This window comes from Peptoclostridium acidaminophilum DSM 3953 (assembly GCF_000597865.1).
GTDB lineage: Bacteria > Bacillota > Clostridia > Peptostreptococcales > Peptostreptococcaceae > Peptoclostridium_A > Peptoclostridium_A acidaminophilum.
Genome location: NZ_CP007452.1, coordinates 603,394 through 629,872 on the forward strand (window position 1 = coordinate 603,394; position 26,479 = coordinate 629,872).

General features: G+C 40.4%; 22 protein-coding genes and 1 pseudogene. 10 read left to right on the forward strand and 13 right to left on the reverse strand.

Going from position 1 to position 26,479, the window contains the following annotated elements; all coding sequences use genetic code 11:
• The first annotated feature begins 1 nt into the window (after position 1).
• Both brxL and EAL2_RS03155 read left to right on the forward strand, forming a co-directional pair.
• A complete protein-coding gene (gene brxL, locus EAL2_RS03150; protein WP_025434971.1) occupies positions 2–2,044 on the forward strand; it encodes a protease Lon-related BREX system protein BrxL in 2,043 nt (680 codons plus the stop codon).
• Between the two features lie 9 nt (positions 2,045–2,053).
• On the forward strand, positions 2,054–2,362 hold the full coding sequence (locus tag EAL2_RS03155; RefSeq protein WP_025434972.1) for a transcriptional regulator: 309 nt from the start codon (positions 2,054–2,056) through the stop codon (positions 2,360–2,362).
• A gap of 92 nt (positions 2,363–2,454) precedes the next feature.
• On the opposite strand, the gene EAL2_RS03160 is transcribed toward EAL2_RS03155, so the two are convergent.
• Positions 2,455–3,747 carry an IS110 family RNA-guided transposase gene (locus EAL2_RS03160; protein WP_038601674.1) on the reverse strand — a complete coding sequence of 431 codons (1,293 nt, stop codon included), beginning with the start codon at positions 3,745–3,747 and terminating at the stop codon, positions 2,455–2,457.
• A gap of 378 nt (positions 3,748–4,125) precedes the next feature.
• Here EAL2_RS03160 and EAL2_RS03165 point away from each other — a divergent pair, with 378 nt between their 5' ends.
• Both EAL2_RS03165 and EAL2_RS03170 read left to right on the forward strand, forming a co-directional pair.
• The gene (locus EAL2_RS03165; protein WP_038601683.1) at positions 4,126–4,578 is read left to right on the forward strand and encodes a hypothetical protein; all 453 of its coding nucleotides are present in this window, start codon (positions 4,126–4,128) and stop codon (positions 4,576–4,578) included.
• 12 nt (positions 4,579–4,590) lie between these two features.
• The gene (locus tag EAL2_RS03170; protein WP_025434974.1) at positions 4,591–4,887 is read left to right on the forward strand and encodes a hypothetical protein; all 297 of its coding nucleotides are present in this window, start codon (positions 4,591–4,593) and stop codon (positions 4,885–4,887) included.
• A gap of 186 nt (positions 4,888–5,073) precedes the next feature.
• Here the strand turns inward: EAL2_RS03170 and EAL2_RS03175 are convergent, their stop codons facing one another.
• Positions 5,074–6,381 (reverse strand): IS110 family RNA-guided transposase, encoded by a 1,308-nt coding sequence (locus EAL2_RS03175; protein WP_025434457.1) that lies wholly within the window; start codon positions 6,379–6,381, stop codon positions 5,074–5,076.
• A gap of 349 nt (positions 6,382–6,730) precedes the next feature.
• Here EAL2_RS03175 and tcmP point away from each other — a divergent pair, with 349 nt between their 5' ends.
• The 6 genes from tcmP to EAL2_RS03205 all read left to right on the forward strand — a co-directional run bounded on the left by tcmP (position 6,731) and on the right by EAL2_RS03205 (position 14,011).
• Positions 6,731–7,921: a three-Cys-motif partner protein TcmP gene (tcmP, locus tag EAL2_RS03180; protein ID WP_025434975.1), complete on the forward strand. Its 1,191-nt coding sequence runs from the start codon at positions 6,731–6,733 to the stop codon at positions 7,919–7,921.
• Between the two features lie 2 nt (positions 7,922–7,923).
• Positions 7,924–8,649, forward strand: a complete 726-nt coding sequence (locus tag EAL2_RS03185) for a DUF5131 family protein (protein WP_025434976.1) — start codon at positions 7,924–7,926, stop codon at positions 8,647–8,649.
• Positions 8,650–8,652: 3 nt separating this feature from the next.
• A complete protein-coding gene (locus tag EAL2_RS03190; protein ID WP_025434977.1) occupies positions 8,653–9,618 on the forward strand; it encodes a helix-turn-helix transcriptional regulator in 966 nt (321 codons plus the stop codon).
• Between the two features lie 60 nt (positions 9,619–9,678).
• Positions 9,679–10,086, forward strand: a complete 408-nt coding sequence (locus tag EAL2_RS03195; RefSeq protein WP_242842487.1) for a DUF2513 domain-containing protein — start codon at positions 9,679–9,681, stop codon at positions 10,084–10,086.
• 83 nt (positions 10,087–10,169) lie between these two features.
• Positions 10,170–12,206 carry an ATP-dependent nuclease gene (locus EAL2_RS03200; RefSeq protein WP_025434979.1) on the forward strand — a complete coding sequence of 679 codons (2,037 nt, stop codon included), beginning with the start codon at positions 10,170–10,172 and terminating at the stop codon, positions 12,204–12,206.
• The gene (locus EAL2_RS03205; protein WP_025434980.1) at positions 12,203–14,011 is read left to right on the forward strand and encodes an ATP-dependent helicase; all 1,809 of its coding nucleotides are present in this window, start codon (positions 12,203–12,205) and stop codon (positions 14,009–14,011) included. The genes EAL2_RS03200 and EAL2_RS03205 overlap by 4 nt, the downstream gene beginning before the upstream one ends.
• Positions 14,012–14,124: 113 nt before the next feature.
• Here EAL2_RS03205 and EAL2_RS03210 read toward each other — a convergent pair whose 3' ends face one another.
• The 11 genes and pseudogenes from EAL2_RS03210 to EAL2_RS16070 form a co-directional block, all read right to left on the reverse strand.
• Entirely contained in the window at positions 14,125–14,490 is a 366-nt protein-coding gene (locus tag EAL2_RS03210) for a sigma-70 family RNA polymerase sigma factor (protein ID WP_025434981.1), read from the reverse strand.
• 42 nt (positions 14,491–14,532) lie between these two features.
• Positions 14,533–15,723 carry an IS256 family transposase gene (locus tag EAL2_RS03215; protein ID WP_025434982.1) on the reverse strand — a complete coding sequence of 397 codons (1,191 nt, stop codon included), beginning with the start codon at positions 15,721–15,723 and terminating at the stop codon, positions 14,533–14,535.
• A 665-nt stretch (positions 15,724–16,388) separates the two neighbouring features.
• The gene (locus EAL2_RS03220) at positions 16,389–16,613 is read right to left on the reverse strand and encodes a helix-turn-helix domain-containing protein (protein WP_025434983.1); all 225 of its coding nucleotides are present in this window, start codon (positions 16,611–16,613) and stop codon (positions 16,389–16,391) included.
• 2 nt (positions 16,614–16,615) lie between these two features.
• A complete protein-coding gene (locus EAL2_RS03225; protein WP_025434984.1) occupies positions 16,616–17,032 on the reverse strand; it encodes a hypothetical protein in 417 nt (138 codons plus the stop codon).
• On the reverse strand, positions 17,007–18,383 hold the full coding sequence (locus EAL2_RS03230) for a relaxase/mobilization nuclease domain-containing protein (RefSeq protein ID WP_456299448.1): 1,377 nt from the start codon (positions 18,381–18,383) through the stop codon (positions 17,007–17,009). The genes EAL2_RS03225 and EAL2_RS03230 overlap by 26 nt, the downstream gene beginning before the upstream one ends.
• An 83-nt stretch (positions 18,384–18,466) precedes the next feature.
• Positions 18,467–18,808 carry a CD1845 family protein gene (locus tag EAL2_RS03235; RefSeq protein ID WP_158408875.1) on the reverse strand — a complete coding sequence of 114 codons (342 nt, stop codon included), beginning with the start codon at positions 18,806–18,808 and terminating at the stop codon, positions 18,467–18,469.
• A gap of 400 nt (positions 18,809–19,208) precedes the next feature.
• On the reverse strand, positions 19,209–19,952 hold the full coding sequence (gene istB / locus EAL2_RS03240) for an IS21-like element helper ATPase IstB (protein WP_038601615.1): 744 nt from the start codon (positions 19,950–19,952) through the stop codon (positions 19,209–19,211).
• Positions 19,952–21,436, reverse strand: a complete 1,485-nt coding sequence (gene istA / locus EAL2_RS03245) for an IS21 family transposase (RefSeq protein ID WP_201770168.1) — start codon at positions 21,434–21,436, stop codon at positions 19,952–19,954. Before istA ends, istB begins: the two co-directional genes overlap by 1 nt.
• Positions 21,437–21,532: 96 nt before the next feature.
• Positions 21,533–21,661, reverse strand: coding sequence for a hypothetical protein (locus tag EAL2_RS15680; RefSeq protein WP_330375784.1), 129 nt, complete (start codon positions 21,659–21,661; stop codon positions 21,533–21,535).
• Positions 21,661–22,203, reverse strand: a complete 543-nt coding sequence (locus EAL2_RS16065) for a hypothetical protein (RefSeq protein ID WP_330375785.1) — start codon at positions 22,201–22,203, stop codon at positions 21,661–21,663. The genes EAL2_RS15680 and EAL2_RS16065 overlap by 1 nt, the downstream gene beginning before the upstream one ends.
• Before the next feature lie 80 nt (positions 22,204–22,283).
• Positions 22,284–25,040, reverse strand: a pseudogene (locus EAL2_RS16070) (SNF2-related protein); the annotation flags it as partial.
• Positions 25,041–26,479: the final 1,439 nt, after the last annotated feature.

The following is a 26,479-nucleotide window of genomic DNA, read 5'->3' on the forward strand; positions in this document are numbered from 1 at the left end:
AATGGAAACATATGAAAAGGATCTGAATGAAAAACTGAATTCTTACTTTGCGGGAAAGATCGTTAGAAAAGATTTGACGAAAATGATAAAAGAAGGTGCCAATGTACCTGTATATGTTCTTGAGTATTTGCTCGGAATGTACTGTGCAACAACAGATGATGAAGCTATAGCAACAGGTATTGATAGCGTTAAACGGATTTTGGCAGAGAACTATGTAAGACCAGATGAAGCTGAAAAGGTAAAGAGTAAAGTTAGAGAGCTTGGAAATTACACCGTTATAGATAAGGTAACTGTTTCATTAAATGAGAAGAAGGATGTTTATGAAGCGGAATTTTCAAATCTCGGAATAAAAGGAATTGCGGTATCTCCAAACTATGTTAAGGAATATGAAAAACTTCTTTGTGGTGGCATTTGGTGCATTGTCAAATTGGAATATTACTTTGATGAGGAAATCAAAGGAGCAAGTCCATTTAACATTACTAGCTTGACGCCTATTCAGATGCCTAATTTAGATTTGGAAGAAATTTTTAATGGTCGTAAAGAGTTTACTTCTGAAGAGTGGATAGATGTTCTTCTTCGCTCCGTTGGAATGGAGCCAACACAGTTTACGGACAAAGTAAAATGGCATCTGCTCGCTCGTATGATTCCTCTAGTTGAAAACAACTACAATGTTTGCGAGCTAGGACCAAGAGGTACTGGTAAGTCTCATATCTATAAAGAAATCTCACCAAACAGTATTCTTGTTTCTGGTGGACAGACAACTGTAGCCAATCTCTTCTACAATATGTCATCGAGACAAATTGGTCTTGTAGGAATGTGGGATACAGTCGCATTTGATGAGGTTGCAGGGATAACTTTCAAAGATAAAGACGGAATTCAGATTATGAAAGACTTCATGGCATCGGGGTCATTTGCTAGAGGGAAAGAAGAGAAACAAGCATCTGCTTCAATGGTTTTTGTCGGAAACATCAATCAGAGTGTTGAAGTACTTTTAAAGACATCTCACTTATTTGATCCGTTCCCCGAGGCTATGGCATATGATTCTGCATTTTTTGACAGGATGCATTATTATATCCCAGGCTGGGAAATACCAAAGATGCGCCCAGAGTTTTTTACCAACGAATATGGGTTCATTACTGATTATATATCTGAGTTCATGAGAGAAATGCGAAAACGTTCATTCTCTGATTCGGTTGATAAATACTTTAAGCTTGGTAATAACCTAAATCAAAGAGATGTAATAGCAGTAAGAAAAACAGTATCCGGATTAATGAAACTTCTGTACCCTAATGGGGAGTTTACAAAAGATGATGTGGAAACTGTATTAAGATATGCCCTTGAAGGTCGCCGTCGTGTTAAAGAGCAACTTAAAAAAATTGGCGGCATGGAATTCTATGATGTGCATTTCTCATACATTGATAACGAGTCAATGGAAGAAAAGTTTGTATCGGTTCCTGAACAAGGTGGAAGCAAGCTTATTCCAGAAGGAATGGGAAAAGCGGGTCATGTCTACACCGTAGGTCACGGAGACTCAGGTATGCTTGGGGTATACAAAATTGAAACTGAAGTTGTAAGTGGTTCAGGTAAATTTGAGAAGACAGGTCTTGGTGGTGGCAGAGATGTCAAAGAAAGCATCACGACATCATTTAATTACTTCAAGGCTAACAAGAAGAATATCTCCGGTACAATCTCAGTTGAAAATAGTGATTTTTTAATGCATGTTCAAGATTGTCAAGGTGTTGGTATGACAGACGAACTGTCACTAGCAGCATTTGTTGGATTATGCTCAGGAGCACTTAAAAAGCCGGTTCAGAGCCAGATGGTGATACTGGGGAGTATGAGTATTGGTGGGACAATAAATAAGGTTGAAGAGCTCGCCAATACCCTACAAGCATGCTTTGATGCTGGTGGAAAACGAATCTTGCTGCCAATGTCATCTGCAGTAGATATTGGAACCGTTCCTCCTGAGCTTTTCTCAAAGTTTCAAATTAGTTTTTACAATAGCCCAGAAGACGCTGTTTTTAAAGCTTTGGGAGTGGAATAAGGGGGCAGCATGGATTTTAAATTGACAAGTACAGAAGAAAAAATATTAGCATATCTCAGATCCAAAGAGATAAACACTGGTTATAGTGATGTAGATAGTAATGAAATCTCGAACTTTTTGGAAGCTTCACGTAGCAGTACTTCAAAATACTTAAGTTCTCTTAGAGATAAAAAATTATTAATTGCCAAACAAGAAGGAAAGAGGACGAAGTACTTAATTACTTCAGAAGGCCGCAATTATCTGGAAGTCTTTTCAATAACTCTAATACCGGCAAGACCAGCTAGTTATTGTCAACGGTTAATACGAAAAAATATTTGATTTGTTGCTGTCCTAAAAAAGGGTAACCTAAATAAACGTAAATCCATTGGATTTTCGAACAAGTGGTAGTTATGCATATGTCGGACGTGTATTTATGCAGCCATCTGAGTTGGTCTTTTATATTGCTTGCAATGCTCCTGAGGTGAACGGAGCTCAAAACCCTTTTCATCACGAAGGACTGCAAATATGATGTTACAAATTTTGTGCATGATAGCACCAAGAGCAACCATCTTAGGTTTCTGAGCGGCTTTTTTCATGTAGTAATCGCAAAGATACGGATTGATTGCTTCACCATCTCGTTTCCTGCGGATAGAAGCCAATGCAACAGCGAAAATAGCGCGTCTGGCAATTCTGGAGCCACGTTTGGACATATGGACATCAGTGCCGTTGAAGTTGCCGGACTGGTTTACCTCAGGATCCAGGCCAAAGAAGGCAAAAAGCTGTTTAGGACTCCTAAAGGTTGAGAAATCGCCAATCTCACACATGATGGTTACAGCAGAAAGAAATCCAACGCCTTTGATGGAGTTAAGCCATGAAATCTGTTTGACAAATTCCTCATTCTTATTGAAGGCAACCAATTGCTGGATACGCTCCATAATGGAGTTAATGGCACAAGCCAATCGTTCAATCAGATCAAGCGTCAGTGAAATATTGAAGTAGACACTTTCAATCTGGCAGCCAAAGGATTTAGCAGCTAGCGCGGCCTGATAAAGCTTTTCATAACGATCAGTAGCTTTGGAGATACCTTTTCTTGAAGCTTTTGAGATTTTAGAAATCATGGTTTTTTTATGGCCGCGAAGTATTTTATCCGGAGTACCATACTGGCGAAGAATCATGGTGGATGTGGTGCCGGTAATATCGTTGAAAATACCAATGTACTGTGGAAACACAGTATGCAGATAGCCCTTTAGCCTGTTGATATGAGCAGATTTTTCATCCGTAAGGTCATAGTATTTTCGAGTGAGGGTGCGAAGCTCAAGAACGAGCTTTGCTGGAAACTGAGAAACCGGCAAATCATGAGAAAGACCAAGTTTGGCAATACCGAGAGAATCGATTTTATCATTTTTCACTTTTCTAATGCTTGCATTTTTCACAGAATGTGTGATAATAGGATTGATTATGGACACGTCAAAGCCAGAATCAACCAAGAAGCAGAAGAGTGGGAAATGATAAATCCCTGTGGATTCCAGAAATATTCGACATTTCATGGAATACAGCTCTTCTGCTTTTTTTAGTGCAGAAACAGCCTTTTCCAAGGAATTCGAGTTGTTATGTGTGATCTTAAAAGGTTTTTGGATTGCAGTCCCGCTCTGGTCGACGATGGACATCCAGCTGAAGGCTGAACCGACATCGATACCAGCGGACAGATAATTACGGTTATTCATAGTAAACTCCTTCCGATAGGGTTCCATAAACAACAATGAATACACAACCTGGCATGTGATACGGGTATAGCTTAAGGGCTCCCAACCAGCCTAAAACATAAATTTTCATTGAATGGAATGACTGTCTTAGTTACGGGTATCGTTGAACGAGAGTCAACTCCCTAGGAGGTGAACGTCCTTTTCCCTATCCAATGGAAAATGATACCTTATGTAGCAGACAAAGTCTAGGAGTAAGTAACTATACAAAAATCTTGAAACTTTAAACACGTATCAATGGTTGGATGACATATCCGAGGAGAACCCTCTTACCAACCTTGATATAGATTAGAAATGATGTAGAAGACTACTATTTGTCTATGACTGCATCATACCAGTGAGGTGAAATCATTTTCTTTTGAGGAGTACAAAGAAGCAAGAGAAACACTTGATGAAATTGCCGAAATGAAAAAACAAATTGAAGCTTTAAAAAAAGATTATGAGGATAAGTTTTTAGAAATGGAAAGCAACATTAATGGCAAAATCAGTTCGTTCTATGGAAGAATAGGAGAAATTTTAACGTTAATAATCACTGCTGTTGCAATGATAGTGTTTAATATTCAATTGATTGGTTCGGTTAAAATCAATTTTGATGAACCACTAAAAGCCGCTCAAACAATACTTGCAATTGACTTGCCTTACATTGTTCTGTTTTCGATTTTGTTATTAGTATTTCACATAATAATTGGAAAAGATGAAAAAAGAACCATCAGAGCCATAGATGTTAAAAATGTGATACTAAAAAGTATACCTATAGTGATAATTATAGTTGCGTGTCTTGTTTTTATTGCCTAAGGAGGGGTTTATATGAATTTACATCAATATGCTGTTTATATTGAACAGAGAGTGCGAAGCTTAATTGGTAAAGGTACTGAAAGATACGCTCTTGGCGGAATCGTAAATTCTGACTTTATCGAATATGGTGGAATGGTAACAGCAATTTGTGCTGGGTTGGTGAAACACTATCAAGGAGAAAACGTTGAGAGTATCGATAAATTTCTAGAAGAAATATCGGAGTATAACGGAGTTAGATTCATCGATCTTGGCGAAAGTAAAATCGTTGAAGTGTGTGATAAATTAAAAAAACTAACTGAAAATTTTTAACTATATATTGAAAATTATTAATCTGAGCTAATGAACTGAATTAGTATTTGTTAAAGACCAGCTAATAAAAGTCAATAAATCTGATTGATTTTCTTTAGAAATTTTCAATCTTAAAAAAGAGTATGAGAAACCAAGCCATTGAAAAATCCGAACAATGACCTTGGAGAAGCTACATTTTAGCAATTTTTAAGCAACATGTTTTGGTGCAGTTTGAAGCTTGTTGTTTCTCCATGCTTGGTGCTCCTGCGGGCTTCTAAATTCAAACGGTTTTAAGTCACGAAGAACCGCAAAAATGTAGTGGAGCAACTTATGCATAACGGCTATAAGGGCCACCTTTTTCTTCTTGCTGACACATTTTTTCAAATAGTAGTCGCGAAGAATCGGATTTATGGAATCGCCGTTTCTGGTGGTTCTTATTGAGGACAGAGCCATTGTGAAGAGAACTCTTCTGCCAATGCGGGTGCCTCGTTTAGAAATCCTGTTGCGGTCGCCAGTGAACTTGCCCGACTGATTGACTGATGGATCTATGCCAAAGAAAGCTGTAAAGGCCTTTGGAGACTTGAATAGGCTGAAATCGTTGATTTCCGCGATCAGAGTGACCGCACTGATAAAGCCTACGCCAGGCATTTGATCCAAAAGCTCGATGTGCTTTCGAGCGGTGTCAGGAAAGTCGCTTGAGTCGATGATAGTGTGCAACTGTGATTCTATAGCATTAAGACACTTTTTAAAGCTGTCGATTCCATCAAGATGGAATCTTATTTTGGAGTCAAGCAGAGCGAATTCATTTGGCATACTCAAAGAAAGCTGTGCTGTTTCAAGAAGTTGCAGAGCTTTTTTGGCTGACCACTTCTCGCCTTTTCTGCCGCTTTTGGAAATGAGCTCAAGCAACTGCTGAGGGTCTGCATTTAGAACATCCTTAGGCGAAGGATAAGCGCTTAAAACAGCCAACGCGGTCTTTCCAAAAGGATTGGAAAACACATCAAGAAAGCCCGGGAACAGCAAGTAAAGATCCGTGCAGAGCCTGTTTTTCATCTCAGTGAGCATGTCACAGCGGGAGTAATATTCCCTCACCATCATGCGAAGTGCGAGAATTTGAGGCTCGGGCATCATGGAAAACTTTACATCCTGGTATTTTGCAAGCCTTGCGATAGCCTCGGCATCTTTATTATCATTTTTCACTTTTCTAATGTCGAAATTCTTGGTAGAATGGACACATAAAGGGTTTAGGACAAAACCTTTGAGGTCATTCGATCTCAGAAAGAAGAAGAGTGGTAAATGAAAGATACCCGTAGATTCTACGAAGTAGATGGGCTTTCGTTTTAACCGCTCTTCTTCTTTTTTGAGAATCTCGAGCAGCTTGTTAAATCCAGCAGGATTATGGTCAATCCTGAAAGGCTTGCGGATGAGCTCTCCGGAAGGTGCTATCATTGCAACTACAGAAAACTCTGATGAAACATCAATTCCGACAACAAAATCGTTTAAAAATTGGGACAAAGTAACACAACCTTTCTGCTTAGAATGAATCAGAGTATCCACTTTGTTTGAGGACGCCAAACAACCTTGCATTTGAAACGGGTAACACCAGAAGGTGGCCCAACCAGCTAAACATCGAATCGTCCTTGTGGAGTGACACGCTAATTTACGGATAAGACCTCATGATGTGAGGGATCCAGGAGGAACGCACATCTATCTCTCTGACAAGTGAGATTATAGCACGAAGTTTAGTGATTTTCATTCAAGAGTGTCGCTGGTTCATCTGAACAATAAATGTTAAGTTATCAAGGAACATTCGGACGGGTTTTTGAACCCTAACCCTATATTTATCTTACAAGGAGGAAGTTGAATGTCAACAACTGATAATTTTTTCGGACAACAACAGGAAAAGTCAAAAATAAAAACATTAATCGTAACCGATTTCTTCAAAGCTTATTTTCCGATTATTAACAACTCCGTTAGGAAAGACTCAAACGAAATTATTTATTTGGACTTATTTTGCGGCCCGGGAAAATTTGACGATGGTGCAAATTCAACTCCTCTAGCACTACTTGACCTTGTCAACAATTTCCAAAATGATGATATTAGAAATAAACTAAAAGTTGTATTTAATGATGAAAATGAGGACTTTGTAAGTCTTTTAAATAAAAATATATCTGATCATGAAGTAATGAGTCGGTTGAAATATAAACCCACTATTATGAACAAAAGAGCGGGTGAAGTAAATATAAAGCAATATACAGATAGAAAAGTGCCAATATTTTCATTTATTGACCCTTGGGGTTATAAAGATGTATCAGCAAAACACGTTTGGGATTTAGTTAGAAATATTGGTTCTGATTGTGTACTGTTTTTCAATTCTAATAGATGTCTGATGGATATGCCTAAAGAGTCTCAGAACTGCCATTTTAAAATGATTTTCGGTGATCAGCTGCAAAATGTTATGAATGTGGTAAATTCTTCGTCGTATGGTCAGAAACAGAAAACTCAGATGATTGTCGAGCTATTCTCGAGAAACCTATATGAAGTTATGGCTAAAGATAAGTACTCAGGTTATAAGTTATATGTGCTTCCGTTCGGGTTCGAAGCGGATGACAAGGAAAAATTAAGTCATCACATAGTATTTATTACAAAAAGCCATAAAGCAATTTTAGAAATGAAGAAGGTCATGGTAAAGCATAGTAATTTTTATAGTGACCTTTTGGGATTTGACAGCAAAGACCAGTTGCAAATTTCTTTGTTTAATCGTGCAGATTATATTGATTCATCAATTGTCGAGATTATAAAAACTTGCTTTACAAACAGACCAAATTATTTCAACAATACATGGACAGTTGCATCTCTCCTTGAAGTGCTAGACAGATATAACATGGAAAAACACTATCAAGTAACTCCGTACACATTTGATGAACTTAAAGGAACATTAGAAAATATGTGTTGTAAGGGAAAGATTACTCCTATTATTGAGAAAGGTAAGAGTGCTAGAAAGAACATTACAGATAAAAGAGAATTCAAAATAAAACAAGAATTGTTGGTGTAAAAATGTCAAATAAATCGAAAATTGAGTGGACAGAGTGTTCATGGAACCCAGTTACGGGATGTACCAAAATATCTGAAGGTTGTGTACATTGTTACGCAGCAACATTTGCTAAAAGACTAAAAGCAATGCATAACCCAAGATACAAAAATGAGTTTGAAGTAACTGTACATTCTGATTTAATAACGGCTCCCTTAGAATGGAAAGCTGCAAGAAAAATCTTTGTGAATTCGATGTCGGATATTTTTCATGAAGAATTGTCAGATGAAGTTATATTGAGCATTTTTGACACAATGAATCAAGCATCATGGCATACCTTTCAAGTATTGACAAAACGTTCTGAGCGTCTTGCTAAGCTGGCACCTCAAATAACTTGGACGTCGAACATTTGGATGGGAGTAACTATTGAGAGCAAGGAATATTTAAATCGAGCAGACCATTTAAAGGGATCGGCCGCAGCGGTCAAGTTTATATCAGCTGAGCCATTATTATCAGATTTGGATTCGCTAAATCTTGATGGTATTGACTGGTTAATTGTTGGTGGAGAATCGGGGCACGGAAGTAGACCAATAAAAGAAGAATGGGTAATAAAATTAAGAGACAATGCGAAAAAATCAAAAGTTGCATTCTTCTTTAAGCAATGGGGAGGCTTCAATAAGAAAAAAAATGGTAGGTTGCTTGAAGGTAAAACTTATGATGAATATCCAACTTTTGAAGATGAAGGGCTATAACATATGAGTACGAATAATAAGTCGCGAATTTTATACATTCTTAAAATCCTATATGAATGCACTGACGAAGAGAATACAATTTCAATTACTGAGATTATTGAAATGCTTGAAAAACAAGGCATTGTAGCGCACCGAAGAACTATTATGACTGATATTGAATCTATTGAGGAATCCGGAGTAGACGTTATCACAATTAAGTCTACACAGAATAGATATTTTATCGGCAATCGAGACTTTGAATTAGCTGAAATTAAGCTACTAATTGATGCTGTCGAATCTTCAAAGCTCATTACTCAAAAAAAGAGTACAGACCTTATTCGTAAGTTAACAACATTGGTTAGTATGCATCAAGCATCAGAGCTGCATGGACATATTTATGTTGATCAACGAATTAAGCCCGAGAATGAAGAAATCTATTACACAGTAGATGCAATTCACTCCGCAATCAATAGTAACAAGCAAATTGAGTTTAAGTATTATCAGTATACAGGCAGGAAAGAGAAGATTTTCAAAAATAACGGGTTTGTATATAGTCTAAGCCCATATGCACTCATTTGGAGTGAAGATCATTATTATGCAATCGGCTATTGTGATAAGCACGGAAAAGTCAGCAAATTTCGTGTTGACCGAATGGCAAATACCATAATCACTGAGAACGAAATTCTTCATAAACCTGTAGACTTCGATATTGCTGAGTATGCCAAGAGCGTTTTTGAAATGTTCGACGGAGAAACAAAAACTGTTGAACTAAAATGCACAAATGATCTAATGGATGTCATTGTGGATAGATTTGGCGAAAATGTAAAAACGCATGAGCTTGGCAGCAATTGCTTTAAGGCTATTGTGGATATATCAATTAGCCCTACTTTTTATGGCTGGGTGTTTGGATTTGGCAACAAGATGTCGATCCTGGCACCGATAGATGTTAAGAACGAGTATATGGCGATGGCAAAAAGTGTTGTAGGTTAAACTTTAATGGAAAGTGCTTTCCTGTACATGTTAACGTGATGTTTATAATGACTTGATGTTGTGAAAGAAGAGGATCATGAAATGAAGCGAAATATGGATCTAGTCCGGCTTATATTACTGGAAATAGAAAATATATATCAATCAACGGCTATATACAATTTGACTATTGATGGATACGATGCTGAAATGGTTGCTTACCATTGCAAAATCATACATGAAGCTGGATTGATTTCAGACTATAAGGCACAGTATGCAGATAATAAGTTATATGGTTTTGGAGTTGGTTCACTAACTTGGGATGGAAATGACTTCTTAGATAAGATTCGAGACGATTCTCAGTGGAAGAAGATTAAAGATGCAATAACCGAAAAAGGATTGCCTATGGTCATAGAAACGATCAAATTGGTTGCCAACGCGTTTATTAGTACAGCTGTAACAGGAATAACAACTTCTATTCTCAAGGGCTAATCAGATTTCCAAATTGATACTCCAATTAGTTGTTTAATTTGTTGCCAGTAGCCAGTTAGTAAGAAATTTAAAGAGGTGGAATAATGAATACACAACCATATATATGCAAAGTGCATATCGAAAATTTCAGGAATTTTCGCTGCGCTGACTTCTGGTTAAATGAAAAACAAGTAATCATTGGTGAAAACGCAGTTGGGAAAAGCAATTTGCTGTATGCACTGCAATTAATACTTGATCCTAATCTTTCCGATAAGGACCGAATGCTTGAGGAGTCGGATTTTTGGGAAGGTGTAGATGAACCAATGAAAAATGGAGAGCAGATTCTTATTGAACTTTGGTTCGCGAACTTTGAAGAGAATAAGAATGTGCTCGCTCAACTGACTGATGCTACAGTAAAACTTAATGAGAAGGAAATGCTGAAGTTAACATACAAGTTCTATCCATACCGAAAATATGGTGAAATTAACGAGTATAATTTCATTATTTTTAAAGGTGATGACGAAACTCGCCGATTCTCATATGAAGATAGAAAATATTTGAATATCCGTGTTATCAAGGCGATTCGTGATGTTGAATCTGAAATGCGTAATTCGAAAACTTCACCGTTAACACAGATTATCAAGCAGAAATATACAATAAGCAAGGATGTCCTCGCTGAGATCTCAAAAGCGCTTGAAGAAAAGGGTGCAGATACACTTCAAATAGGTCAAGTTGAAGATCTTGAATCAAGAATTCATATGTTGCTTAATCAAATGGTGGCGTTTAACCAAGACCAGTTTGACGTTTCTTTGAAAACGATGAATATTGACGCGACAAAGCTTCTGTATGCCTTACGCCCCTTGATTGACAGTAGGGAATCAGGAAACACCAGTCTAGGGATAAACAATCTACTCTATATTGCACTCATTCTTCTTTTAATTGAGGATGAGACGATTAAGACATATCTGCCAAAGGAGCTTTATGAAGAATTAGTCGAAAAGGACGAAAACAACCTTATTGAGAGTTGTTATTCTGAAGTGGAAAAAATCAATGGGTACACTTTAAATGATACCGTATTGACGGATTCTGCAAAAAGAGATGATTTATATGATTTCATGACTGAAACCATTCCTACCGCAAATGGTGTAACCATTCTTGCAGTTGAAGAACCTGAAGCTCATCTGCATCCATTATATCAGCGACTACTTTACCGTCATGTGATGAATCGGTCAAACGCCTCTGTCATCATAACAACGCATTCAACTCATATTTCTTCTGTTGCGCCAATTACTTCAATAGTTCATCTGATATCCAAGAGCACTGGCACCAGTGTAAAGACAACTGCACAATTAAGGCTTTCAGATTCAGATTTTGCTGATTTAGAGAGGTATATCGATGTTAAGCGTGGAGAGATTTATTTGGCTAAAGGTGTCATTTTTGTTGAAGGTGTTTCAGAGGAATATCTAATTCCTAGTTTTGCTAAGACCATGGAGTACGATTTAGACCGTTTAGGCGTTGTGGTTTGTAATATTAACTCCACAAATTTCGAACCATATCGTCAGTTTGCTAGGGCATTGGGTTTGCCATATATTATTGTGACTGATGGAGACTATTACCACAGAGTTGATGAGAAAAATAAGTACGGAGATATGGCCTCGGAAGACGATGTTGAGTACGGCTATGCTGGAATAGACCGTGCAAAAGCCTTTTCAGGAGTTGAAGATAAAATTGAATCATTTGTAACTTCGGAGTATGAAGAAGGTACAGTCTTTGAAGATTTGGATACTGACGATCAGATTGATTTTTTTGAAAGTATTGGGGTTTTCATCGGAAAGCATACTTTTGAAGTTGACATTTTCTGTAAATCTGGAGGTCCAGATACAGTTGAAGGGCAAATTATATCTAGTGTTTTTGATGATTTGACTGCAGGTGGCCCTCAGCAGAAGCAGAATTTTAAGAATAATATGTCAGAAGGCAAATACGATAGATGTTTAGCGCAAATTGAGGCTTCCAATAGTCAAATTGGGAAAGGACGATTTTCGCAGCGGCTCTCATCCTGCGTAACGCATAATATGATGCCAGAATACATTGAAGCAGCTATCGCTAAGATAACTGAGCTCGTGAGGAGTAGGTCAAATTGAATGATTATTTCAAACAAAAGGTGAAAGATCTCTCCAATGATGCAGACCAGCTTCGAGCATACGAATCGACCGACAGCACAGTTGTTATAGCTGGACCCGGAAGTGGAAAGACAACAGTACTGACACTAAAAGTCATGCATCTATTAGAGAATTTAATAGCTGAGCCGAGAGGCTTGGCTTGTTTGACTTATAGCACTGAGTCAGCTCGTGAATTCAAAACAAGGCTTTCAAAATTGGGAATAAGGAGTCGTAAAAATGTTTTCTTGGGCACAGTCCACAGTTTTTGCCTCGCGGAAATCTTAACTCCATTCGCTAAACTATATCCTAAATATGGAATACCAAATCCTATACGGATTATATCGGAAGCGGAAAAAAAGAAGCTGTTTGACGATGTAAATCCGCCAGGAGGGACTTCAATAACCGAAATGGATAAAGAGCGAACTCGCAATATAAGTGGTATTAGTCGAGTTGCTATTGAAAGTTATGAAGTTGCGCTTAAAACGGCAATTGCATTTGAAGAGAAGTTATTAAAGAGCGGCTATATTGATTTTATTAGCATGGTTAAATTTTCTGTTGAGCTTATTCAAAATGAATCTTATGTGCGTAAGGCAATTGAGGCAAAATTTCCTTGGTTCGTTATTGATGAATATCAGGACTTAGGCAGGCCATTACACGAAATAGTCTTGTCCTTACTAGACGTGTCTGACATCAAAATATTCGCTGTAGGTGATGCTGACCAGTCGATATACGATTTTCAGGGTGCAGCTCCAGATTATCTCCATGAACTCTCGCAAAGAAAAGGAATCAAGTGTATCCGCTTGTTGAACAACTATCGAAGCGCACAAACTATTATAAATGCCTCGGAATTTGTTTTAAATACCCAACGAGGTTACGTAGCATCTGGTGTATTGAAAGACTATCCTGCTTCTATGGAATTTATAGAGTGTGAGAGTGGAATGGATGAACAATATCAGCAAACAATTGAAATGGTTAAAAGATTTCATTCGGATGGAATTCCTTATCACGAAATTGCAATACTCGTTGGTAAAAACGATGAAGTGAACGCATTGAAGGATAAGTTTGACAGTGAAGGAATTGCTGTATATTTGGCCCGTCAAGAATTTAGGAATACAGAAACTATTCAATGGCTTCAGAAATGTGCATCTTGGGTTGAGAATAAGACACAGGTGTCATTTGATGAAATATTTCTGACTTGGATGAATTTTATATCACACCAACAGGATAACATGATTTCCGATGAGTTTAATCTAATTGTGAGGCGAACACTATTACGAGTTTTACAAGTGAGCAGGCAGTATAAAGATAATCTTTTTGAATGGCTACGGCATGTATTAACGGAACTTGATTTTAAAAAAGTTTTTGATGGTTCAGATCGGTTTCCTGATGAAATCGAAAATATGAAAAAATTAATAAGAGTCGTGAAACAAGCAGAACCGGCTATGACGATTGGATTCTTAACACGTCTTGGTATACCTGACAATCAGGTTGTTTTATCGACAAGGCATAGTGCAAAAGGTCTAGAATTTGATGTGGTAATAATGCTTGGTATGGAAAAAGACAGTTTCCCGGGTTACTACGATACAACGCAACGGAAGATTGATGAAGCTAGGAGGCTTTGTTTTGTGGCTGTTAGTAGAGCAAGGAAGGCGTGTGTTCTGATCAGATCTAAGCAATTACCAAACAAATATGGCAGATGGTTTTCTAAAGATCCATCACCGTTTTGGACAACCCTGAAAGAGTTTCATGATGCACAATCATCAGGCAAACGTGACTTGCAAACCTAAGATTGCTGTATGTTGGACATCTTGGAAGAGAATAAAATTTGATGTTTTATTCAGAATAGAAAATCCACAGGGAAGCAATGACGCCCCCTATGGATTACTATTACTCCAAGAGATTAGAGGAACTTTTTCAAAAACTTTTCTATTGAGCATAACCCCCTTTCAATAGATTCTGAAACTGATACTTTGCTAACTCCTTCAGCCCTTGCTATTGCTGTTTTGCTCATGCCTAAAAAGAAATGAGCATAAATTCGTTTTGCTTGCTTGTCGGGCAATGAGGCTATCGCTGAATGAAGTTGTTCTTGGGTCAGTTTGCGCTCGTAAAGCTCATGGGGAGAGAGCGAGACGAAGAGAATATTTCGCTCAATCCCATCCTCACGATCAAGGGAGTATGTAGCTTTATAGCGACGTTTTGTTCGTTCATAGGTTTCCTCTGCTTTGGCATAATCTGCGAATATCTGTGCCAGTTCGGGTAGCGTCAAGCTTTATGCGCAAATTCGTTTGCAGTCTCTGAAATTATGAAGTCAGCCGGCAAAGGAAGCGTCTTCGACAGCCGCCTCCAGATGCTTCATGTTCATATACTTCTTGTTGCCCCACTGGGTGCCGGCCACGTGCCGAAGTCTGGCACAGACTAGCATGAGCGCCGAATTGCCATCGGGAAAGCAGCCAACCACTCGGGTGCGCCTGCGGATCTCCCGGTTCAGCCGTTCAATGACATTGTTGGTGCGGATGCGCGTCCAATGCTCTGAGGGGAACTCCGCATAGGTCAGCGTCTCCTCTATGCCGTCTTCAATTTTCTTGGCAGCCTCCTTGAGCTTCATTGCCTGAAGCTCGGCCACCACCGCTTTCGCCTTATCTCTGGCAGCCTTTTTGCTCTCCTGGGCGTGGATGGCCTTGAGCATCTTGGCGACTAATTTCACCTTAGACTTCGGCACAACAGAGAACACATTGCGGTAGAAGTGGACCGTGCAGCGCTGGTATTTTGCTTCCGGAAATACTTCGTAGCTGGCCTCCAGCATCCCTAGGCACTTGTCGCCTACAATGAGCTTCACGCCGTCCAGACCACGGCCTTTCAGCCACTGAAAGAAGCTGACCCAGCTGGCCTTGTCCTCTTTCATGCCCTCAGCGGCGCCCAAAACCTCACGGTAGCCGTCCTCATTGACTGCGATTGCTACCAAAATGGCCACATTCTGATACTCGCCGCCCCAGTTGCGGCGCAGATAGATGCCATCCACATAGACATAGGGATATTTCCCGCCCTGCAGCGGTCTGTTGCGCCAGGCCTCGATATGGACGTAGGCTTTCTTGTTCAGTTCACTAATGGTTGAGGGTGACACTTTGGTACCCCACAGCGCCTCCGTGATGTCCTCCACCCGGCGCACCGAGACGCCGGCCAGATACATCTCAATCAGCGCTTCTTCCACGCTGCTCTCCCGGCGGCGGTAGCGCTCGATGATGGCGGTCTCAAAACTGATCCCCTTGAGACGGGGCACGTTGAGGGTGACATTGCCGGAGGTGGTGGCGAGGTTTCGGCTGTAATGACCGCTGCGGTACCCCTGCCGCTCCTCGCTGCGCTCGTACCGCGCCGCCTGTGTTAGCTTCGAAGCCTCCGCCTCCAGCAACCCGTTGAGCGTTTCTTCTACGCTCCCACGGACTAATTCCCTGATTTGCCCCTTGATTACTTCCTCGTTAAGCTGTACAATTTTCTCGGACATGGTTTGCTGTCTCCTTTCAGAATGGTGGTGTGGTAACTTCATTCTAACAGAGAGCTGCAAACCTTGTCTCTTTTTATCCATTTTCCAATTTGCGCAACTTATTGTACCTTATCCCAGTTCGTCCGGCACATCAATCCATTTATCTTCTGTGAAGTAATAAGGGTAAATATTTCTTAGGTTTATGGTTTTCATATATGACCATCCTTTCAATTTTTGAAAATCTGATTGAAAGGACAGACGGCGGTGAACGCCCGGATTTTAGTCTGAAAAACCTATAAATTGATTGAATAAAAAAACGCACCGAGCCAAAATGGTCCGATGCATTAAACACAACAAGAAATCTTGATTTGAGTTTAAGACGAAAAGACACCATAACCCTCCTTTGAGTTACGGTGTCTAATTTTTTTGTGATATGACGTTTTCTATGGCAGTACGTAGTTCGGCTATATGCTTTGTTTGTGTAGGCTCCGTTCGGAGTCATCGGTACGTAGTTTACAAGTGAAATAGCTCATTGCGCTTAAACCTACCATATCGTTGAATGCTCCTTATATGATCAAACAAGCAGTAATTCTACATTCTTTATTTTACACCGAACTTTATTAAAATTCTTATTGCTGCTTTGTTTCCCATATATGATGAATTTCATTTCATTTTTGATGAACACTTCAATTGTCATCTGTAACATTTCCATCTGAAACCGCTGAACAAATATCACCGATGTCACATTGTAAAGCTTCACAAATTGATAGTAATACGGTGATAGAAACAGGTTCGTTTTTATTCAGTTTGGTTATTGTTCCTGCTGATAGTCCAGTCAGTTTCTTTAAATCACTTTTCTTAATATCCCGATTTATAAGCTCGATCCATAACTTTTTATAATTAATCTTCATATCTATTCCCCATTTATCGCTGACTTTGCTTCATAAGCGCTTTTTAGAGCTTTTAAGGACTCTGTTTTTTTAGCGTTGTGATAACCATTATAGCCATTATAGTATAAATTAAACTTCGTATGTTTACAAGATTTCATGCCAAATAGATAAATAAAATCACAACATCTTGTGATAAATGGTTGCAGTTGCAATGATGTGAATATGAATATGTTTAGATTAATCGCAATTGCACTTTCGTTATGTCCTTTTATTCTTGAAACAAAAGTGGCAAGCAGGGCAAGGTGGTACACACCTTGCGATTTTGCTTGTTGGGGAGCATCCCCAATCCCCACTGAACACACAATGAATTGTGTGGCTACGCTCACTGCGTGAGCTGAAATAATATGGGCAATGTTATCTTTGATTTGGAGCTTTTTCATTCTCTTTTACTGGAGGGTCACTCTGTAAAAGGCGATCGATATTTGCCTTTGCGGTTAGTACCTCCTGCATTTCTTTTTTTGCTGCGTGGTAGATCCCATAGGCTTTTTTCTTTTTGGAAAGCAGCTCGGCATACTCTGCTTGCAGAGACTTAACCGTTGGCAGCTTTTTAAGCCCAAGCTCATCAAAGGTCGCCTTTGATGCCTTGTGTAAAAGAAGGTCAGCAGCATGTTCTTCATAGAACTTTTTAGAGTATCCTGCTTTGCGATAGGCAGTATAAACATCACGGGTTTTGGCGTAATTAATGATGTGGGCTTTAAGTATAGCAATCTCTGCCATACGCTTTTCAGCAGCCTTGATTTCTGTAGAAAGGCGATTGAAATTATCGGTGGCGTTCAGAGATTTTTTCTCTAAATCCTCATAGGCAAGAAGCTTGTTTTCTGTTAAGAAGTTTATTGTTTGCGCCATCTGCTTCAGGTTGAAAATTTTGGCCCACTGCTCATAGCCAGCATCTTTGCCAGCCTGTAATTTTGCCTGTATATCAACAAGTAAATTGACACGTGACTGAGGTTTTTGGTGATAATTTTTCTTGTTTGGCGGGGCTTTCTCGCCACTGATTATTGCTTTGATTTCATCTTCAGAATAACCATTACCGAGAGAACGCAGGCGAATGAATTTCTTTTGATTCTCTCCCTTGAAGGATATGTAGTTTCCTTGTTTTATTTCATAGCCTGCCAGCTTCATTTCTTTTAAGAAGACTGTAAAATCCGCAGGCTTTTTTGTAAGAACTTCGTTAATAATCTGGCGTAGCTTTTCGGAGTGGGAGAGAGACTTTTTATCGCCTAACCACTTGCCATAATGATTCTTTCCACGCTTTGGATTTTCGATGATAGACAGACTGTTTTTAAGGCAAAGGCGATCAGAAATTTTGCGGACTGCTTTTCCAGAACCTAAAAAATCCCTGAACTTTTTTGTGCAGTCCAAGGAAGTGGAATTAAAGATAATATGATTGTGAATATGGGCTTTGTCGATGTGAGTTGCAACAATAAAAGCGTGGTTTCCTTTCGTAAAACTCATGCCTAATTCATAGCCAATTTTGTTGGCAAGCTCTGGTGAAATCTCATCTGGTTTAAAGGACTGGCGTATTTGATAGGCTATCACATCATTCTCTTGCTGCCTGCCTGTAATATCAGAATACTGTCGCTTTGCTAGGAGAAATTCACCCTGTATGGTTTTGGGATCACACTCGTAAGAACTGATGAGTTCGCCATCGTTTGTCTTGCTTGGATTCTTTGCATAATCAGTACGATCCGCAAGGCAATCGGCTATGGATTTGCCCTTGTTTTGGTGCATGGATATCAAACGTGTGGTAGCCAGGATAACACCTCCTTTTGCAAAAAAACAGCACCTAGATTCACCGATCTAAGTGCTTAGTATCAAATAGATTTGAGCCTTTCATTGATCCCGCCTATTGTACCAAGGAACCAAGCGGCGAGCATCGGGATACCATAAGGGCTGATAATGTATGCAATGAATAAGACTCTTAATCCTTCATTTGTTTCACCCAACAGCAACATTGTAGCAAGTCCAATTGCGAACAAGATAAATGCCAAAATTGAAAGCAGCATCGAGCTAAATACACAGATAAATTCGCACACCAGTAATAGGATAGATACCATAAGGGTTATGGGGAACAGAAGTATTTTAAGTAGGATTCTCATAAGACCGACCTCCATTTCTATAAGACAAGCGTACCAAAGCCTTATCTGTCTGTCCATGATACAGATTTTAAATTGTAGAAAGGCGGCAGAGTATTTCATCTGCCGTCTCCCAAAGTTTATCGTAGCTTTTTCTTAATTCCTCAATGTCATCACTGTAAATACTGCCTGTTTCATGTACGCGCTTTGTGAGCTGATTTAAACTGTTACTGGTGCGTCGAAGAAGACTTACTAATTCACGAATATCGGACAGATCAAGCTGTATGACATAGCCGTCCACCGCCATTTTGCGAAGTCTGAATGTCAATGAATATTTGAGCCAGGCGCTAGTGAATTTCTGAGCCACCTGTGCTAATGAAAAAGTATACCATTTTCATATTTGTGCTAATGAATATTTGAGCCACTTATTGTAATAAAGAAGGGAAATTGGGTTTAGCCTTCATTTCCCTTAATTCATCTTTTATTTGCTGTTGCTGTCCTTTCGATAAGAATCGCCATTCATGTTTAATACATAGGAGCGGAATGTTATTCTGTCAACTAGGGCTGCGACCATTATTGGATTATCGAAAAGCTCTGTCCATCTTGAGAATTCAAGATTTGTGGTTATTATGATGCTGCCTTTTTCGGATCGATCAGAGATTACCTTGAAAAGCAGATCTGACTGATGCCTGTTAAAGCTTAGGTATGAGAGTTCATCTAGTATTAGCAGATCAACTTTAGACAGCTGTTTTTCAAGCTTTGCCAGCCTTTTGTACTCGCTGGCCTCGACCAATTCAGTTGCAAGTGATGCGGCGTTATAAAACTTGACGGAATATCCGAGGGTGCAGGCTTTCAAGCCAAGGCTTATTGCAAGATGCGTCTTGCCTGTTCCGGGATTCCCTATCATTACAATGTTTTGATGTTTGTCTATGTAGTCGCACTCAGACAACTCAAAAATAAAAGGTTCTTTTACATGTTTAAGCCGGCTTGTATCAAATTCATCAAGAGTCTTCAAATATGGATACTTTGCAGCTTTGATCCGCCTTTTGCGATTATTTTCCTGACGCTGGTCGTTCTCAACTCTTAGTAGCGCAAGGAGGAAATCCTCATAGCTCATATTGGTGTCCATCTGACGGATCATATTTTCATAATCACAAAAGGTAGGGAGCTTGAGCTGCTTGCAGTAAAGAGAAATAGACTGTGCCTTCACGTTTATTTCACCCATTATCCGTTCACCGCCACTTTGAATTTGGCATCATAAGCCGATAGGTCCACATTATCAACTGAGATATCCGTTGCAACCGATATTACGCCGTTTGATACAGGACCATCCAAGTAACTTCGTACCAGGTCGATTGTGGGACTTACCGTAGCAGGTATTTGGTTTTTAATGCCGATTATCCTGTCAGTGCCATAATCAAGGCACAATCGAAGAAGTTTGACAGTATCCCTGTTTGCATTTGGGAATTTCATTCCCCATTCAAGCAGGTCTCTCTGAATAGCCTGCCTTACAGGTTTGGCGTTGAATACGGAGCGTGGCTTTCGTTCCAGAAGTGGCATGTAGTGCTCCAGAGTATAGCTGGTGTAGCCCCCTGGACCATAGATGCGGTCATAGGATGCCACGACTGCAGACTTGTGATGTATTCTGATTTCGTTGCCATAGGCCTTTATTGTGGCTTCCTGGCCTATCAGTGTTGCCGGAACTGAATAATTGTTTTTATCAAACCTTACTGTGGAGTATTCATTTACTTTTGCAATCGCAGTTTTGCTTGTATCAAAACTGTATTTTGGAAGTGAGTAGAAGTATGATGCTTCTTGAAAGAGCCGCATACCGACAGTTCCCTCACGTCCTTGTATCATATGCTGCTTATACTCGTTGCATTTTTCTGATAGTAAACTATTCAGCTCTGATAAGTTTTTTATCCTTGGAACAGGAACCAGGAAGTTTCTTCTTGAAAATCCTACAAGGTTTTCAACCAGGCCCTTTTCATTTCCGCTTGCAATGTTGCAAAACAACGGTTGAAATGCATAATGGGCGCTAAAGGCCTTGTACCTGTTTTGAATCTTTGCGTATTGGCCAAAGCCTTCTTTTACTGCAACTTTAGCATTATCAAATATTGTTTTATGAGGAATACCGCCAAAGAATTCAAATGCCTTCTGTTGACCTTCCAAGAAGGATTCCTCGTTCTGGTGCTTGAATGCCATTACGAAAATTGCGCAACTGAAGCATAGCCTTGCACAAAAGAGATTGATTTTGTTTTTAATCCCGTCAAGATACACGGTGGCTTCTCCCCAATCAATTTGGAGAGCTTCCCCCGGATCGAATTCCAATGGGATAAATGACTTGGGAATATTCCCTTTAATCCTTTTTACAGCCAATCTTACTGTTGACTCGCCGCCGGCAAACTGTTTTTCAGTTACAAGCCGTTGATATATGCGCCTTGCAGTATGCTGCTGTTTGTTTATATTTTCGGATTTGTCTTCCTCAAGGCAATGAAGAATGAACTTTAATACATCGTCAGTCAGAATGTCTGCCTTACGATTGTATTCTTTGCGTTCCCATGGAACGCTGTCACCGTCACAATATTTTTTGACGGTATTGCGAGATATGCCGAGCGTTTTAGCGATAGCCCTTTGAGACATACCCTGGATTGTACTCATTTCTCTAATCTTTTGGTAAATGTCCACGTCAATGATCACACCTTTCATCCTCCCTGCACTAATCTTTGAGATTAGTATACAGGTTTTTTGAAAAGTGGCTCACTTTTTGGTTAGCACAAAGGCACTAAATGGCTCACTCTTATACTAGCATTCACAGCGAAGATAGGCTCCTAAATTTTTCGTGCTAAGCTGCTCCATTTTTTCTGCTATAAAACTGCGTTCCTGTTCTGTCACCATAAAGTGAAGTTGAATATTTCGTGCCCTTTTTGCCATTATCGTGCCTCCATTTCTTTCTCATGCTTTACCTTTAGCTCTTTGCCGATTTTGGGAGGTTGTTTTAGGCAGTCTAAGATGGAGGGACGGTCTTTTTTGCATAGAGCATCAATGGAGGGGGCGTGGCCGCCTGCATCCATATTAAGCTCAGCATCGAGGGTAGAGAGCCGTATGGTTTTTTCTTTTAGCTCCTGTTCTTGAGGGAAAGGCTTGCCTAGCTCTGCTTTTGCAGCTGCTTGCTGATTGTAGAGATTGTCCAGTTGATCCGTTACCGCCTTTAAGCGCTCGGGCATAGAAGCAAGAACATTATCAATACGAATGAGATTGCCTCGGGCATCCATACCTAGTCTAGTAGGATGGCTCATTGTTCCCTTGAGTGTGAGTTGAAATTCCCTGTTGAAGCTGTCAAAGGATAGATGCATGGAGAATCCACGGTAGCTTCCAATCTCTACAGATTCACTACCTTTTACTTCTTTACAAGCTTCTAGGAGGGCTGCACCTGCATTGTCTTTATCTGTTAGGGTATCGTTCTTAATGAGCATTGGTATGAATTCCCCGTCCTTTGGAATATGTGCTTTCAGGGTCTGCAAATCTTGCTCGAAGCCTTTGATGTAGCCTCTGTTTTTTCTATGTTTTCAGGGAAGTATTTCAGCAAATTATCCTCAAGACGGTACTGGCTGCTTTGATGATTTGATTTTAAAAGTTTGAGCCTCGCCACATCGATATCAAGGTCCATCTTTTCCTTGATTTTGGGGTTGCCTGCACAAAGCGCTTTGATTTCGGCATAGGAGAGAGCAGCCTCATCTACATCCTCGCAAGAACGAACAGGGCTTTTGGATGTCATTATTTGTGAGATGAATTTTTGCTTGTTTTCGACAGTCTGCCAAAGGTATGCATCAAAGGTCGCCTCAGTAACATAGCGGTAGATCCCAACTTGTTCATTGAGGTTGCCTTGACGCTCAATTCTGCCTGAACGCTGGGTCAAATCTCCAGGACGCCACGGACAGTCAAGGTCGTGTAGGGCGACAAGACGGTCTTGAATATTTGTACCCGCACCACATTTGGCCGTACTGCCTAGCAGAACACGAACATCGCCAGTGCGTACCTTAGCAAAGAGTTCTTTCTTCCGCACTTCTGTATTTGCCTCATGGATAAAAGCCACCTGATGCTTTGGCATTCCCATTGACACCAGCTTGTTTCGAATATCATCATAAACATTAAAGCTAATAGTGCCAGTTTCAGTAACGTAATCAGGCATACTATCCTCAAGTGCGGCAAGCTCAATACCGTTAATGGTCTGTGAACCTGCCTTTGCCGCCCGATCGTCCTGCATGATGGCCCTTCCTTTAGGCGTGGAGATATCACAAAACACAAGCTGCGTCAGCTTATCTGCAGAGCCTTCTTGCCAGATACGGTAGATGTTGTTGACACAGGCATTAACTTTGCTTGCTTCATCGTCGGGTAGGAGAGGGTTGATGATCCGTTGGTCAAGCCCAAGCTTTCTACCGTCAGATGTAATTTTGAGCATATTATCGATAGATGGATCAACCTTATTCGCATGGACTTCGGCTGCCCGTTTTGATAGCTCCTTAACCATCTCCGATTGAACTTCTGTAGGCTTTACGGCAACCGTTTCATAGATTACTTTTGGGGTCGGCAAGTCTAATTGATCAGCAGTCTTGATATCCGCTACTTCCTTGAACATCGCCATAAGCTCAGGCAAATTAAAAAACTTGGAAAAACGTGTTCTTGCACGGTATCCAGTGCCTTCTGGTGCTAGCTCTATTGCTGTTACTGTTTCACCGAAGGTGCTTGCCCAGCAATCAAAGTGGGTAAGCCCATTTTTCTGTAATGTGTTGTACTGCAAATATCGCTGCATGGTGTAAAGCTCAGTCATGGAGTTTGAGACAGGTGTGCCAGTGGCAAATACAATGCCTTTGCCGCCAGTCAACTCATCCATATAGCGGCATTTTAGAAACATATCACTGGACTTTTGAGCATCAGAAGTGGAGAGTCCAGCCACGTTTCGCATTTTGGTATATAGGAATAGGTTTTTATAGCTATGTGCTTCATCAACATAGAGTCTGTCAACACCAAGCTGCTCAAATGTCACCACATCATCTTTGCGCTCTTGAGCCTCCAATTTTTTTAGCCGTTCTTCCAGTCCTTTTTTGGTACGTTCAAGTTGCTTGACTGTAAAGCGTTCACCACCGCTTGCCTTGATTTCTTCAATACCATCAATGATTTCATCAATCTGCTCACGGAGTAAGCGTTCCTGCCGTTCTATGGACATAGGGATGCGCTCAAACTGGCTGTGGCCGATGATGACTGCATCATACTCTCCGGTGGCAATCCTAGCACAGAATTTTTTGCGGTTTTTTGTTTCAAAGTCCTTTTTTGTAGCAACCAAAATGTTTGAGGCAGGATAAAGCCTTAAAAACTCGCTTGCCCATTGTTCGGTCAAATGGTTGGGCACTGCAAAGAGAGGCTTTTGACATAAACCTAAGCGTTTGCTTTCCATTGCTGCAGCTACCATTTCAAAAGTCTTTCCTGCACCGACTTCATGGGCGAGGAGGGTGTTGTTGCCATAAAGAATATGAGCAATGGCGTTGACTTGGTGGGGTCTGAGGGCGATTTCGGGATTGATGCCGCCAAACTTAATGTGTTGACCATCATATTCACGGGGGCGGATAGAATTGAATTTTTCATTGTACTGCCTGACAAGGGTTTGCCGCCTGTCTGCATCTTTGAAAATCCATTCTTGAAAAGCCGCTTTTATAGTCTGCTGTTTTTGCTGTGCCAAGGTGGTAGCATCCTTGTTGAGCACGCGTCGTTCCTTTCCATCGGGATCTGTTACAGTGTCGTAGATACGAATGTCACGAAGATTTAGAGTGTCTTCCAAAATGCGGTAGGCATTTGCTCTGTCGGTGCCGTAGGTTACATAAGCGGCTACATTGTTATAGCCGATACTATTTTTATTGGTGATGTTCCATTCAGCAGTAAAAGGTGCGTATTTTACTTCGATATCGCCTTGATTCCGCCATGGGGTATCAAATAGATCATACATGAACTGTTCGATATAGCTTTTGTCAATCCAAGTTGCACCAAGTCGGACATCTATCTCTGATGCTTCAAGGTCTTTCGGCTGCGCTGCTTCTAGTGCAGAGACATTGGGTAGATAAGTATCAGATAGCCTTGCTGCAAGCTTTGCAGTTCTAAGCTTTTCACGGACATTTCCAGAAAGATACTCATCGGCAGTGACATAGGTGGGCTTATCTTCGTTCTGTAGATCTGGCAGACGAAAGATAACGCCCTGTAGTTCTTCAGCAAGCTGATCTTCCGTTAAGCCTGTGAGCTTTGCCATGAATGACATGTCCACTACTGCCCTTTCTCCAATGGATACAGCCAATGCTTCACTTGCAGTATCAACGGAAGTAATGTCAGCCCGTTTTTTGATCGTGCGTTTGGTGAACATATCGGCTTTTGTCTTCAGATTGCCATTTTCATCTACATCCTCAAGAGAACAAAGGAGATAATAAGAATTGTCCTCGCCAAAGGCAAGACTGTTGCCACGACTATTAATAAGGCCATATTTTGAGGTGAAGCTGTCGTAAAGGTAGTTTAAACGAGCTTGTTCCTGCTGGATTGTCTCATCCCCATAATCTTCAAGCTGATATCGGATAAGGTCATTAACACACTCTCTTAGGTTCACCAATCCATTAATACGTTCCTTAGCCATTTGATTCAACTCAGGGCGCACCATGCGACTGTTTTCGCGGTAGTAGACTTCACCATTTATAAGGGTATAGGAAAAGTTTTTTACCGTAGGATCGGCAGGAAGCGAAGTAGATGTACCTATTTCGATATCAGGCAGCTCTGCTTCAGGAATAATGCCATCGATGTTTGCCATAGCTGTCATTAGCAGCTCGGAAAGGTCAACATCGGGAACTGGCGAACAGGTACTTTCCATACCGAACTGACCGCTTTTCATCTCCATCTTTCCAAGAACCATTTCAGGATGGTCGGCAAAGTATCTGTTGAGGGTTATATCATCTTCATTTGTATCAAGGTAAATCCAATCTCGATCCACATCAATCGGCCTGTCGCGCTTTTGTAAAAACAGAATATCACTGGTGACTTCCGTGCCTGCATTTTTAAGGAAGGCGTTGTTGGGAAGTCGGATTGCCCCTAAAAGCTCGGCACGTTGTGCAAGGTATTTGCGAACTTCAGGGGATTGCTTATCCATTGTGCCTTTCGAGGTGATAAAAGCGACAACGCCCCCGGGACGAACTTTATCGAGTGCCTTTGCGAAAAAATGGTCGTGAATGAGAAAACCTTGGGTGTCGTAGCGTTTTTCATTGAGCTTGTAATTACCAAAAGGAACATTACCGATTGCAAGGTCAAAAAAGCTATCAGGCAGCTCTGCTTTCTCAAATCCAGTTACTTCAATATTGGCCTTGGGATAAAGCTGTTTTGCAATCCTGCCAGTGATGCTGTCCAGTTCAATCCCATATAGCCTTGAATCTGCCATGCTGTCGGGGAGGAGGCCAAAAAAATTGCCTGTACCACAAGCTGGTTCTAAGATGTTGCCCGTACTAAAGCCCATGCGTTCAACGCTATTATAGATTGCTTTAATTACGGTAGGACTGGTATAGTGAGCGTTAAGTGTGGAGGCTCGTGCCATATTGTATTCGTCCTCAGACAAGATGGCTTTAAGCTGTGCAAACTCTCCTGAGAAGCTATTATTATCCTTATCGAATACTTCTGATAAGCCGCCCCAGCCGATATATTTCGACAAGATCTCCTGTTCTGCTTTTG

What these genes read in the sequence shown, in the direction of transcription:
- brxL (WP_025434971.1), top strand. Translation starts at nt 2, where the DNA reads ATGGAAACATATGAAAAGGATCTGAATGAAAAACTGAATTCTTACTTT.
- EAL2_RS03155 (WP_025434972.1), top strand. Translation starts at nt 2,054, where the DNA reads ATGGATTTTAAATTGACAAGTACAGAAGAAAAAATATTAGCATATCTC.
- EAL2_RS03160 (WP_038601674.1), bottom strand. Translation starts at nt 3,747, where the DNA reads ATGAATAACCGTAATTATCTGTCCGCTGGTATCGATGTCGGTTCAGCC.
- EAL2_RS03170 (WP_025434974.1), top strand. Translation starts at nt 4,591, where the DNA reads ATGAATTTACATCAATATGCTGTTTATATTGAACAGAGAGTGCGAAGC.
- tcmP (WP_025434975.1), top strand. Translation starts at nt 6,731, where the DNA reads ATGTCAACAACTGATAATTTTTTCGGACAACAACAGGAAAAGTCAAAA.
- EAL2_RS03185 (WP_025434976.1), top strand. Translation starts at nt 7,924, where the DNA reads ATGTCAAATAAATCGAAAATTGAGTGGACAGAGTGTTCATGGAACCCA.
- EAL2_RS03190 (WP_025434977.1), top strand. Translation starts at nt 8,653, where the DNA reads ATGAGTACGAATAATAAGTCGCGAATTTTATACATTCTTAAAATCCTA.
- EAL2_RS03200 (WP_025434979.1), top strand. Translation starts at nt 10,170, where the DNA reads ATGAATACACAACCATATATATGCAAAGTGCATATCGAAAATTTCAGG.
- EAL2_RS03215 (WP_025434982.1), bottom strand. Translation starts at nt 15,723, where the DNA reads ATGTCCGAGAAAATTGTACAGCTTAACGAGGAAGTAATCAAGGGGCAA.
- EAL2_RS03220 (WP_025434983.1), bottom strand. Translation starts at nt 16,613, where the DNA reads ATGAAGATTAATTATAAAAAGTTATGGATCGAGCTTATAAATCGGGAT.
- EAL2_RS03225 (WP_025434984.1), bottom strand. Translation starts at nt 17,032, where the DNA reads ATGAAAAAGCTCCAAATCAAAGATAACATTGCCCATATTATTTCAGCT.
- EAL2_RS03230 (WP_456299448.1), bottom strand. Translation starts at nt 18,383, where the DNA reads ATGCACCAAAACAAGGGCAAATCCATAGCCGATTGCCTTGCGGATCGT.
- EAL2_RS03235 (WP_158408875.1), bottom strand. Translation starts at nt 18,808, where the DNA reads ATGGACAGACAGATAAGGCTTTGGTACGCTTGTCTTATAGAAATGGAG.
- istB (WP_038601615.1), bottom strand. Translation starts at nt 19,952, where the DNA reads ATGGGTGAAATAAACGTGAAGGCACAGTCTATTTCTCTTTACTGCAAG.
- istA (WP_201770168.1), bottom strand. Translation starts at nt 21,436, where the DNA reads ATGAAAGGTGTGATCATTGACGTGGACATTTACCAAAAGATTAGAGAA.
- EAL2_RS15680 (WP_330375784.1), bottom strand. Translation starts at nt 21,661, where the DNA reads ATGGCAAAAAGGGCACGAAATATTCAACTTCACTTTATGGTGACAGAA.
- EAL2_RS16065 (WP_330375785.1), bottom strand. Translation starts at nt 22,203, where the DNA reads ATGCTCATTAAGAACGATACCCTAACAGATAAAGACAATGCAGGTGCA.